This window comes from Parasphingorhabdus sp., from assembly GCF_036964565.1.
GTDB lineage: Bacteria > Pseudomonadota > Alphaproteobacteria > Sphingomonadales > Sphingomonadaceae > Parasphingorhabdus.
In genome coordinates this window covers 20526-33108 of the sequence record NZ_JBALTN010000001.1, presented here as the reverse complement: position 1 = coordinate 33108, position 12583 = coordinate 20526, and the positions used below count along the sequence as shown (strand labels likewise).

The window sequence follows — 12583 nt, the reverse complement described above, 5'->3', positions numbered from 1 at the left end:
CTCCTGTCCCGACTCCCGAAACGCCTGAAATCGATGACCCGGTTCAGGACGTGATCGAGGAAGAAGTGACGCCGGAAGAGTACGAAGCGGACCCGTTCGCGTCCAACCTGATCGAGTTGAAGAGGAGTCCGGATCCTTCCGAAGACCCCCTGATCGACGAGCCGGTAACCGGTGCGGGCAACGATGATCTGTGGGTAGACCAATCCGAATGCGAGAGCGGCGATTCCGGCGAATGTCAGGGGAACGAGGAGGAAAAGGAACGGGAACCCGCAGAATGATGGGCCCAGCCAATTGATGTGTTGACCTGCCGCGCGGAAAGCCATTAGGCGATGGCCGATGAATGATATCGCCACGCACCCGTTGCAACTGTTCAACAGCCTCACCCGCCAGATGGAGGCATTCGTTTCCGTCCACGCCGGCGAGGCGCGGGTCTATACCTGCGGTCCGACGGTCTATAACTATCCCCATATCGGAAACATGCGGGCCTATGTTTTCGCCGACCTGCTCGGACGGACGCTGAGCTGGAAGGGCTACAAGCTCACCCACGTTATCAACATAACCGATGTCGGGCACCTAACCGACGATGCCGACCAGGGCGAGGACAAGCTCGAGAAAATGGCCGCCGAAAAGGCGCAGTCGATCTGGGACATCGCCAGACATTATACCGATGCCTATTGGCAGGACATCAAGGCGCTGAATATCCGGCAGCCGGCGCACTGGTCGATCGCCACTGACTATGTCCCGGCGATGATTGACTATGCAAAGGGCATTGCCGACAAGCATTGCTACGAGCTCGACAGCGGCCTCTATTTCGATGTCTCGAGCGTGGCCAATTACGGCACCCTCGCGCGCGCATCGACCGATGATGGCGAGGGCCGCATCGATGCGGTCGAGGGCAAGCGCAACGCCGCCGATTTCGCCATCTGGCGCAAGACGCCGCCCGGCGAGAAGCGGCAGATGGAATGGGACAGCCCCTGGGGCAAGGGCGCGCCGGGCTGGCATCTCGAATGCTCGGTGATGTCGGAAGCGCTGCTGGGCCTGCCCTTCGACATTCACACCGGCGGCATCGACCACCGCGAAATCCACCATCCCAACGAGATCGCGCAGAACCAGGCACACAGCTGCTCCGACCATTCGGGCGCGAAGATCTGGATGCACAATAATTTCCTGATCGACCGGACCGGCAAGATGTCCAAGTCCTCGGGTGATTTTCTGCGGTTGCAGCTGCTGATCGACAAGGGCATCCATCCCCTCGCCTATCGACTGATGTGCCTGCAGGCCCATTATCGCAGCGAGCTCGAATTCACCTGGGACAATTTGCTCGCCGCGCTCACCCGCCTGAAACGGATCGTGATCGGCGTCGAACGGCTGGTCGAGAAAGCCGGCGACCAGTCCGCCCCGGTCGACCACCCCGCCCTGCTGCAACTGCGCGACAAATTCGACGGCGCCCTGTCCGACGATCTCAACAGCTCGAAAGGCCTTCCATTGCTGGAAGAATTGCTCGGCCTGAAGAAAGTGGCTGCCGAACAAAGGCTGGCGCTGCTGTCCGAGATGGACTCCGTTCTGGGCCTGGGCCTGCTGTCGATCAAGCGCAGCGATCTCAGGGTTCGGCCGAAGGCTGCAACAATCGATGCCGCCGCGATCGAGGCCAGGCTCGACCAACGGAAACAAGCCAAGGCGGAAAAGGATTTCGCGACCGCCGATGCCATTCGCGACGCACTCACCGCGCAGGGCGTGGACCTGATGGACGGCGATCCGCTGCGCTGGGAATGGAGAACAGACATATGACCAACAAGCCCAAAGCCGCCATGGCCTCTCTCGTTCGGCCAATGGTCGAACCCTATTGCGACGGCCTCGACGTCACTTGGTTCACCAGTACCGAAGAAGCGATGGCCATCGCGCCACATGCCGAGATCGGCTGGTTCGACATGTACGACAAGGCGAAGATGGCCGAGATCATCTCCGCCGCGACGAATCTCAAATGGCTGAACAGCATCTATGCCGGGGTCGAGCATTTCCCGCTCGACCAGCTCAAGGCGCAGGGCACGATCCTGACCAACGGCGCCGGCCTGAACAGCGCGCCGATCGCCGAATTCGCGCTGATGATGATGCTCTCCGCGGCCAAGCGCAGCGATCGCATCGTCGACAGCCAGCGCCAGCGCAACTGGCTCGAACAGCCGCCGGGGACGACGGAAATCGACGACAGCAAGGCGCTGATCATCGGCTATGGCGGCATCGGCCAGCAGATCGCGAAGAAGCTTTCCGGCTTCGACGTCGAGGTGACCGCGGTCCGGCGCACGCCCACCGGCGAGCCCAATGTCATCGGCCTCGACGCCTGGCGCGACCGGCTCGGCGAATTTGACTGGGTCTTCGTTTCCGCCCCCGCGACCAGCGACACCAGGCACCTGTTGGGAGCCGACGAATTTGCTGCCATGAAGGACACGGCATGGCTGATCAATGTCGCGCGCGGCACGCTGGTCGACCAGGACGCCTTGCTGACGGCCCTCAACGACAAGACCATCGGCGGGGCCGCGCTCGACGTCACCGATCCCGAACCGCTGCCCGCCGACCATCCGCTGTGGGATGCTCCCAATTGCATCATCACGATGCATCTGTCGGGCGTTGCCCAGAGCCGGATGTTCCAGCGCGCCGCTGCCCGTTTCGTCGAGAATCTCAAGCGCTACCGGGCGGGCGAAACCATGATCGCCCAGGCCGATTTCGATCGCGGATATTGAGGGGGTGACACCCCGGTTATTTTGACTTATCAACCAGAAACATAGGGGTAAGGTGAGTCTCGTTCTTGAGGGGGATAGAGGGTCATCGGGGTCGCTGCCATTCCATAGGACAAGCGCTGGTCGTCACGATCAGAGAAGGACCCACATGACCAAAGCATCCGATCTGTTCGTAGAATGTCTCGAAAACGAGGGCGTTGAATATCTGTTCGGCGTACCCGGCGAAGAAAATCTCGACATGCTCGACAGCCTGTCGCGCTCCAAGAAAATCAAGCTCATCCTGACCCGTCACGAACAGGGCGCCGGCTTCATGGCCGCGACCTACGGCCGACACACCGGCAAGACCGGCGTCTGCATGGCGACCCTGGGTCCCGGCGCCACCAATCTGGTCACCGCCGCCGCCTATGCGCAGCTCGGCGGCATGCCGATCCTGATGGTAACCGGCCAGAAGCCGATCAAGAAATCCAAGCAGGGCCGGTTCCAGATCCTCGACGTCGTCGACATGATGGGCCCGATCACCAAATTCACCCACCAGCTGGCCTCGGCCGACAATATCCCCAGCCGCGTGCGCGAGGCGATCCGTCTTGCCGAGGAGGAAAAGCCCGGTGCGACCCATATCGAGTTTCCGGAAGATATCGCCGACGAGGAAACCGACTCGACCCCGATCGCCCCCAGCCTGACCCGGAGACCGATTGCCGAAGCCAAGGCGGTGCGCGCCGCGACCAAGAAAATCGAGAGCGCCAGGTCGCCGATCATCGTCATTGGCGGCGGTGCCAACCGGACCCGCACCGGCCGCATGCTGACCCAGTTCATCGAGAAGACCGGCATCCCCTTTGTCACCACCCAGCTCGGCAAGGGCGTGGTCGACGAGACCCACAAGGAATTCATGGGTTGCGCGGCGCTGTCCGCGAATGACTTTGTCCACCGGGCGATCGAATCGGCGGACCTGATCATCAACGTCGGCCATGACGTGATTGAAAAGCCGCCCTTCTTCATGGCCACTGGCAGCACCGAGGTCATCCACGTCTCGATGAACAGCGCCGAAGTCGACCCCGTCTACTTCCCGCAGATCGAGGTGATCGGCGACATCGGCAACGCGATCTGGCAGATGAAGGAAGATATCGTCCCGCCTGGAAGCTGGAATTTCGATGCCATGTACAAGGCCCGCCGCGCCGAGGAAGCGCATACCGATACCATGGACGACGACATGCGCTGCCCGATCTATCCGCCGCATCTGGTGAAGGTGATCCGCGAAGCGATGCCGGCGGACGGCATCATCTGCCTCGACAACGGCGTCTACAAGATCTGGTTCGCCCGCAACTACAAGGCGCGGCAGCCGAACACCGTGCTGCTCGACAACGCGCTGGCGACCATGGGCGCGGGCCTGCCCTCTGCCATGGCGTCCTCGATGGTCTATCCGGATCGCAAGGTGATGGCGATCTGCGGCGACGGCGGCTTCATGATGAACAGCCAGGAGATGGAAACCGCCGTCCGGCTGAAGCTCAATATCACCGTGCTGGTCCTCAACGACAACAGCTATGGCATGATCCGCTGGAAGCAGGCGAATATGGGCTTCAAGGACTGGGGCCTGACCTACGGCAATCCCGATTTCGTGAAATATGCCGAAGCCTATGGCGCCAATGGGTATCGGATCACCAGTGCAGAAAATCTGGTGGAAACCATCGACAAATGCCTGAACAGCGAAGGCGTGCATCTGATCGACTGTCCGGTCGACTATTCGGACAATGACCGGATCCTGAATCACGAGATCAAGGAACTCAGCGCGAAAGTGTGAGTAAGATTCCTATGACCCAATTGAAAGACGTCTACCCGCTCTATCTCAACAATGTGGCGGCACAGCCCAACACCGATCTCGAAGTCACCGACAAGTTTAGCAATGAAGTCGCCTTCCGGACGGCGCTGGCGACCCCGGACGTGATCGAGGAAGCGATTGCCGGGGCCGTTGCGGCTGCAGAACCGATGGCGGCGATGGCGAGCTACGAACGGCAGAATGTTCTCCAGCATTGCGTCGACCGGTTCAAGGAGCGGTTCGACGAACTCGCCTATTCGCTGTGCGTCGAGGCCGGCAAGCCGATCAAGGACGCGGAAGGCGAGACCACCCGCCTGATCGACACCTTCCGGATCGCGGCAGAAGAATCCGTGCGCAATTACGGCGAAGTCCAGCCGCTCGATATTTCTGCGCGGGCAAAAGGCTACATGGGCATGTGGAAACGCGTCCCCATCGGTCCATGCAGCTTCATTTCGCCGTTTAACTTTCCGCTGAATCTGGCGGCTCATAAAATTGCCCCGGCCATTGCCGTGGGTTGTCCGTTCGTGATGAAGCCGGCGAGCAAGACGCCATTAGGCGCGATCATCATGGGCGAAATATTGGCAGAGACCAATCTGCCGAAAGGCGCCTTCTCGATTCTGCCCGCAAGTCGGGATGGCGCCGATCTCTTTACCGTCGACGAGCGGCTCAAGCTGCTGTCCTTCACCGGATCGCCGGGTGTCGGCTGGGACCTGAAGGCCAAGGCCGGCAAGAAAAAGGTGGTCCTGGAACTGGGCGGCAATGCCGCGGTGATCGTCGACCATGACGCCGATCTCGACGATGCGCTGGAACGGGTTGTCTTCGGGGCATTTTATCAGTCCGGCCAGAGCTGCATCGGCGTTCAGCGGATCATCATTCACGAAAGCATTTACGACAAGTTCAAGGATATGCTGGTTGCCAAGACCAGAAGTTTGGTTTCCGGTGACCCCAAGGAACGGGACACGTTCATCGGCCCGATGATCTCGGAGGGAGAAGCCAAGCGTCTGCACGGCTGGATCGAAAGCGCGGTTGCCGGCGGTGCCACGCTGCTTTGCGGCGGTGACCGCAAAGGCAACATGCTTGAGGCAACGCTGCTCGAAAATGTCGACACCAAGGCGGACGCCTATCGCGAAGAGGCTTTCGGCCCGCTGGCGCTGCTCTCGAAATTCAGCGATTTCAAAGCGGCACTGGAAGAGGTCAACGACAGCAAGTTCGGGCTTCAGGCCGGGATATTCACCCGCGACCTGTTCAAGACCCTCGATGCCTGGGACCATCTCGATGTCGGCGGCGTGGTGATCAACGACGTGCCGTCCTACCGGGTCGACAACATGCCCTATGGCGGTGTCAAGGACAGCGGACTGGGCCGTGAGGGCATCAGATTCGCCATGGAAGACATGACCGAAATCCGCAATCTGGTGATCCGGCGCAAACCCGGCTAGCGCGTCAGGCCACCGGCCTCTGAAAGCGCGATATTGCTCGCCAGCAGCTTCGATTTCAGCGCGTCGCCGATGCGTTGGTCGACGATGCTTCGCACCGATCTGCTTCGCTTGAGATAGGCGCGCAACACCGGCGCCGGAATGCACCACAGTCTCGAATTCGCGGACAAGGTCACGGTCCCGGTCGCACGGTCGGACGACAATATCGTGCCCTCGCCGATCAGCTCGCCCGGCTTGCAATGGCCGACAATCTTGTCGCGACTGCGCACTTCCGCCATGCCGCGGTTCAGGTAAAACAGATTCTCGACCGCGTTGCCCTCCCGGATCAGTTCGATGCCCGCTTGGCGGTCGATCCAGAAGCTTTGGTCGATCAGGCCCCGCGCCTCCAGGTCGGTCAAGCCTGAGAACACGTTGCGGACCATCTCGGATTCTTCGTTGCTCAGGAACACCGACCGTTCCGCCAGGATCAGGCGCACCAGTTGGAACAGGTTGACAATCAGCAGCAGGCTTTCCCAGAAAACCGCGACCGGATCGTTGATGATGAGCAACGAATAGGCGATCCCCGCGAATGCCGAACCGATCACGCCGACCCGCAACCAGAACATGGTGCGGCTCAGCATCGAGACGATCAGCAGGACATAGGACAGATGCCCGAGCAGCCCGTTCGACGAAAGCGCCGATTCCAAGGTGAGTTCCATTGCTCTATCCCCCTCTGGCACCGGACAATCTGGTCAGCCATGTCCCGGTGCACGCATCGATTCTATTCCGCTAGCGGCTTTTGTGCTGCAATCCAAATCACAGTGCTTTGACTCCCCGAAAAATCAAGGACATAGCATGGGCATTCGACTGGAATGACCGTGGCCCACAGGCCACAATGCTCTACTTGGACCGCCAAACTCGATCGGCAACACTCTAAAAAATAAAAGAAATCGGGTGATTTTCGGTTGCATTGAGGATCGGTTGGGCGATAGGTAAACCAATCGCTATGGTGACGGGGCACCTGAATCTTTATAGCGAACAGCAAGGGTCGCGTCGTGCTGGATGAGGGGACCGGTTTCAAAACCGGATTGGGCAGCGATGCAAACGAAGAAGAAATTTTCGTGGCTACCGGGCTGGTCGGTACTGGCCGCTAGTCTGTTCTGCTCGGCCCTGGCCGCAGCGGCCCTCTTCATCTCGACCATGGCAACCCCCGCGCCCGTCGCGGCCGCGACGGATGGTCCAGGCGGCACCACGCTCGGCGTGGCGACTTGTGGCGGAACCACGTGCCACGGACGGCAGGAAGCCGATGGCGAGATTGTCCGGCAGGATGAAATCCTGCGCTGGCAGGAAGAATCCACTCCCGGCGGCGCCCATAGCCGTGCCTTCCGTGTTCTCCGCGAGCCGCGCAGCATCGCGATAGCAAAGCGCCTCGGTCTCAAGGATGCGGCATCAGCGTCGGAATGCTTGGGTTGCCACAGCACGGCCGCGGCAAGCAAGGGACCCCGCTTCCAGCTCAACGATGGCGTCGGCTGCGAATCCTGCCACGGCGCCTCGTCCGGCTGGCTGTCCAGCCATTATGCGGTTGGCGCCAGCCACGCCCGCAACGTCGCGCAGGGACTGGTGCCGCTCGACAATCCCAAGGCGCGGGCCAGCGTCTGCCTCGACTGTCATTTCGGCAGCGCGAAGAAGGGACAGTTTGTCGATCACCGGATCATGGCCGCCGGCCACCCGCGCATTTCTTTCGAAATGGATCTCTTCTCGACGCTGCAACAGCATCATGACGAGGATGTCGACTACGTCCGCCGCAAGGGCCGGACCAACAGCGTCCAGTTCTGGGCCGTGGGCCAGGCGATGGCGCTGGAACGGTCGCTCAATCTGTTCACCAAGCCCGCCATCGCCACCGAGGGCATTTTCCCGGAATTCTATTTTTACGACTGCCACAGCTGTCATCGGCGCATCTATGACGACCCTGCCGCCCGGCCGACCTCGGTCAACAATCCCGCCCGTTCCATCCCCGAAGGCATGCCGCCCTACAACGACGAAAATATGATCATGCTCAGCGCAGCGATCAGGGTGGCAGCTCCCGACCTCGCCGGGGAATTTGACAGCCGGTCCAGGGCCTTTCACGCGGCCATGGCGCAGGGCCGCGAACCCGCCGTCCAGGAAGCCGCGCGACTGAGGCAATATGCCGCGCAGCTCGCCGATCGCTTCTCCCGTGCCAGCTTTGGCAAGGCGCAGACCTTCCAGATCATGGAGACGATTGCCGGCGAAGCGATATCGCCACGCTTCACCGATTACGAGGGCAGCGTGCAGGCCGTCATGGCAATTGACACCTTGCTCAACGGACTGGTCAACGGCGGACAGGTCAGCCCCTCCGCGGCCGCCAGTCTGCGCGGCCAGATCAACGTTGCCTATACCGCGGTCGATGAACCCAATGGCTATGATCCGCTGAAATTCCGGCGGGCGCTGGGCAGCGCCGTGCGCACGATACGGTCGCTGAGATAGGGATGGTGGTGATGCACAAATCCGTTTTCACATCCGCTGTTTCCGCTGCTGCCCTCATTTTGACGTCCTGTGGCGGCGGCGGCGGCAGCAACGACTTTGGCGGGACACCCTCGCCCTCTCCGACCCCGGCACCGACACCGACGCCGACAGGCTTTGTCGCGCCGGCCCAGCGGTCGCTGACGGTGACGGATGTCCAGACCATCATCGCCCAGGCAGCCGGCGAGGCCCAGGCGCGCAACCTGCCATCGGTCATCGCGGTGGTCGACCGGGTGGGCAACGTGCTCGCGGTATTCGACATGAACGGGTCGAACAACGGATCGAGCGAAATCGCCGTCAGTTCGCGGCAGATCGGCGGCACCGCCGGGCCGGGCGATACCGTGGGCCTGCAGGGAGCGATGGTGCCGGCGGCAGCGGCGGCAATCGCCAAGGCAATCACCGGGGCCTATCTGTCGAGCAGCGGCAATGCCTTTTCGTCGCGCACCGCCAGCCAGATTGCACAGGAACATTTCCCGCCCGCGCCGACCACGGTCGGCCTCGAAAGTGGTCCGCTGTTTGGTGTGCAATTTAGCCAGCTCCCCTGCTCGGACCTGAACCAGCGATTCAGCCCTATGGGCGGCGCCGGATCCCTGATCGGGCCGAAACGGTCGCCGCTCGGCCTGGCCGCCGATCCCGGCGGCTTGCCTCTGTACAAGGATGGCGTTGTCGTCGGCGGTATCGGCATCATGGGCGATGGCGACTATGCGTTCGATGCCAATATTCTCGACGTCGACGTCGATGACGAGGAAGCCATTGCCCTCGCCGGCATTCAGGGCTTTGCCCCACCCGCATCGATCACGGCCAACCGCATTTCGGTTGATGGCACCTCGCTGCGGTTCAGCGACATGGTAGTTTCCGATCTGGCACCGCTGCAGGGCAATTTTGCAGCGATCAACGGAACGCTCGGCAATCTTGTGGCGGTGACCGGCTACACCGCCGGTGCGATCATCGCCGGCACGGCTTACGGCACCGAGGCCTCCGGCATCCGCGCCTCGACCGCGACCGAATTCGCCAATTCCGATGCCTTTGTGCTGACCGATGGCACCGGCGCCAATCGCTTTCCGATCCGCGGCGGCACCGACAGCGCGGCCGTTACGACCCCGCTCACGGCCGCAGAAGTGCGGGCCATTCTCGAAGAAGCCTTCCTGATCTTCACCCGCGCCAGGGCACAAATTCGCCAGCCGCTCGACAGCCGGATGCAGGCGACCGTCAGCGTCGTCGATACCCATGGCCAGATACTCGGCATCGTCCGCACCCCCGACGGCCCCATTTTTGGCACCGATGTCTCCCTGCAAAAGGCAAGAACCGCCGCCTTTTTCTCCAACGCGGTCGCGGCTCAGCAACTGCTGGGGACACCGGTGGTGCCTGGCGTCACCAATGTTCCCGCCTATGTGCAACGCGTTCGCACCTTTCTCGGGGATCCCAATGCGCTGACCGGCACGGTCGCCTTTGCCGACCGGTCTGGCGGCAATCTTTCCCGGCCCTATTTCCCGGACGGCGAAATCGGGCGCCCTCCCGGCCCGCTCTCGGTGGAACAATCGGCTCAATTCAGCCCGTTCGCCGTCGGCCTGCAACTCGATCTGGTGGTCCCCAATATCGGCGCCCATCTTGCCTTTGTCGGTTCCAACGGAGCCAGCCCCGATACGCCGCAGCGCTGCACCCAGGTCCCGGCAATTCCGGGAACCGGCGGACAGGTCCGTCTGGCCAATGGCATCCAGATTTTCCCGGGCAGCGTGCCCATCTATCGCGGTGACCGGTTGATCGGTGGTATCGGCGTCTCCGGCGATGGCATCGATCAGGATGACATGGCGAGCTTTCTCGGACTCCACAATGCCGGCCAGCGCCTGGGCAGCATCGGCAACGCCCCCAAGGCGCTGCGGGCCGACAATGTCGTCGTCAATCTGGGCAATGCGAATGTTCGCCTGCGCTACGTAAACTGCCCCTTCGCGCCGTTCCTGGACACCAACGCGCAAAATGTCTGCGAGGGGCTGTAACGACCATGTCCGGCCTCGCCACATCCTTCGTTCCAATGCTCGCCGTGATGTCGGGTCACGCCGAACAGCTGGAGGCGCAGAAAATGTCGGTCAGCGATATGGAAACCGCGCTGGCCGCATTCCTGACCAGCACTGCCCAGTCTCCTGATGACGATAAGATATTGATAAATAATGATTTTAATGGGGTTGGCGGACCCGATCCTGATCTGGAAGAAGCGGACGAACCCGTTATTGCCGATGGCTCCCAAGCCTCCAATGTCTCCAATAAAAGCATCGATCAGATGCCGACCGACCTTGATGCTCTCAATGCCGATGAAGCGCTTCTCGATGGCCGCCGCCGGCCCGGGGTGCAGAAAGAGCTGCCGGACCCGGTCACCCAGGACAACCCGGGCGCGGTCAACGCGCCTCCGCCGGAAGCCTTTCCGACCGACGAGTTCCCGGTCCCCGATCGCTGGCGGATCATGCAGAGCCTCTGCCCCGCCAAAGGCGGCGATGATGCGATCTACACGTTGTTCGGTGCCCTGCGGAACAATTGCCACAGCACGCTCAACCCCTATAACCAGAATGTCCTCAAGGGCGACAAGCCGATCCCCGCCGACAAAAAGCCAAGCTTTCTCAAGGGGGATGACTGGTTCTTCGTTGCCAACCTGATCTCCGATACGGTCTTCGAACCGCGCAGCTTTCCCATTCCTGTCGGCGTGCAGACCACCGAGCGCCCGGACAGCATCGATGTATTCGGACGGTCCGGTTCCGAGGTCTATGCCCAGACGTTCATCACCGGCTTCGCGCTGATCAAGGGATCGACCGCCTACAAGCCGCCGGATGTGGAATATCGCCTGACCCTGGCCACCCAGGTCAATCATGTGAACGTGCCGGAACGCCGGGTCCTGTTCGTCGAGCCGTCCAAGTCCTCGCACCGCACCGACTGGTTTGTGGGCGTGCAGGAAGCCTTTTTCGATTATCATATCCGCAATACCTCGGCGCGCTATGATTTCGACAGTTTCCGCATAGGTATCCAGCCGATGCAGGCGGATTTCCGCGGCTTCCTGTTCCAGGACAACCAGCTCGGCTTTCGCCTGTTTGGCACCCGCGACAACAACCGGGTCCAGTATAATCTGGGGGCATTCGTACAGCTGGAAAAGGACACCAATTCCGGCCTCAACGACATCACCCAGACCCCCCGCGAAAGCTATATTTTCTTCGCCAATCTCTACCGCCAGGATCTGCCCTTCGTCGGCCTAACCAGCCAGTTCAGCGTGACCTACAACATGAACCGGGAAAGGTCCGATGTCGAAATCGACGACAACGGCTTTCCCGTCCGTCCCGCCCTGCTCGGCGACCTCAGGGGCCGCGCCTATGATGTCGTCTATCCCGGCTATGCCTTTGATGGCCGGATCGGACGGATCAATTTGACCGGCCAGGTTTATGGCGCCTTTGGCGAGGATCGGAACAGCTTCTTCACCAGCGAGCCGGCGAAGATCGAAGCCTATTTTGGCGCTCTGGAAGCCAGCTATGACGTCGACTTCCTGCGCTTTCGCGCCTCCGGCCTGTTCGCCAGCGGCGACGGCAATCCCTATAATAATACCGAAGCAGGCTTTGACGCGATTTTCGAAAATCCCATTTTTGCCGGAGCCGACACCAGCTACTGGATCCGCCAGACCATCCCCTTCGCCGGGGGCGGCCGGGTGATCTCGATCAACGGCCGCAACGGCATCCTCAATTCGCTGCGTTCGTCCAAGGAACAGGGACAGAGCAATTTCAACAATCCTGGTACCATTTTGGCGGGCATCGGCGTGGATGCTGATCTGACCCCGGATTTCCGGATTTCCGCCAATGCGAACCATCTCTGGTTCCACAAGACGGAGAGCCTGGAAGCGTTGCGGGTCGAGGGCTCCATCCCCAAGGATATCGGCTGGGATCTATCCGTAGCAACCATCTACCGTCCCAAGGCCACACAGAATATGGTCTTTCGTCTGTCGGGTGCCGCCCTGTTGCCCGGCGAAGGATTCAAGGATCTTTTTGACCAGACCGACAAGCGGGATTTCCATTATTCGATATTGCTCAACGCGATCCTGGCCTTCTGATGCATTGGCG

Annotated in this window: 9 protein-coding genes; 8 read left to right on the top strand and 1 reads right to left on the bottom strand. The window is 61.1% G+C overall.

The genetic code is table 11. From position 1 onward, the window contains the following. The 5 genes from V7650_RS00155 to V7650_RS00135 all read left to right on the top strand — a co-directional run. On the top strand, positions 1 to 278 hold a 278-nt coding region (locus V7650_RS00155), incomplete at its 5' end, for a hypothetical protein (RefSeq protein ID WP_335654217.1). Positions 279 to 336: 58 nt separating this feature from the next. Further along, on the top strand, positions 337 to 1788 hold the full coding sequence (gene cysS / locus V7650_RS00150) for a cysteine--tRNA ligase (RefSeq protein WP_335654216.1): 1452 nt from the start codon (positions 337 to 339) through the stop codon (positions 1786 to 1788). Beyond that, positions 1785 to 2735 carry a D-2-hydroxyacid dehydrogenase gene (locus V7650_RS00145; RefSeq protein ID WP_335654215.1) on the top strand — a complete coding sequence of 317 codons (951 nt, stop codon included), beginning with the start codon at positions 1785 to 1787 and terminating at the stop codon, positions 2733 to 2735. Before cysS ends, V7650_RS00145 begins: the two co-directional genes overlap by 4 nt. A gap of 145 nt (positions 2736 to 2880) precedes the next feature. After that, positions 2881 to 4527 carry an acetolactate synthase large subunit gene (locus V7650_RS00140; RefSeq protein WP_335654214.1) on the top strand — a complete coding sequence of 549 codons (1647 nt, stop codon included), beginning with the start codon at positions 2881 to 2883 and terminating at the stop codon, positions 4525 to 4527. 11 nt (positions 4528 to 4538) lie between these two features. Then, positions 4539 to 5978 (top strand): aldehyde dehydrogenase family protein, encoded by a 1440-nt coding sequence (locus tag V7650_RS00135; protein WP_335654213.1) that lies wholly within the window; start codon positions 4539 to 4541, stop codon positions 5976 to 5978. Here the strand turns inward: V7650_RS00135 and V7650_RS00130 are convergent. After that, positions 5975 to 6673: a cyclic nucleotide-binding domain-containing protein gene (locus tag V7650_RS00130; RefSeq protein ID WP_335654212.1), complete on the bottom strand. Its 699-nt coding sequence runs from the start codon at positions 6671 to 6673 to the stop codon at positions 5975 to 5977. The genes V7650_RS00135 and V7650_RS00130 overlap by 4 nt on opposite strands. 379 nt (positions 6674 to 7052) lie before the next feature. On the opposite strand from V7650_RS00130, the gene V7650_RS00125 reads away from it, so the two are divergent. The 3 genes from V7650_RS00125 to V7650_RS00115 are packed head-to-tail and all read left to right on the top strand — an operon-like array spanning position 7053 to position 12573. Then, entirely contained in the window at positions 7053 to 8459 is a 1407-nt protein-coding gene (locus V7650_RS00125) for a multiheme c-type cytochrome (protein WP_442955238.1), read from the top strand. Positions 8460 to 8470: 11 nt separating this feature from the next. Then, the gene (locus V7650_RS00120) at positions 8471 to 10489 is read left to right on the top strand and encodes a heme-binding protein (protein ID WP_335654211.1); all 2019 of its coding nucleotides are present in this window, start codon (positions 8471 to 8473) and stop codon (positions 10487 to 10489) included. A gap of 5 nt (positions 10490 to 10494) precedes the next feature. Further along, positions 10495 to 12573, top strand: coding sequence for a hypothetical protein (locus V7650_RS00115; RefSeq protein WP_335654210.1), 2079 nt, complete (start codon positions 10495 to 10497; stop codon positions 12571 to 12573). Positions 12574 to 12583 lie beyond the last annotated feature (10 nt).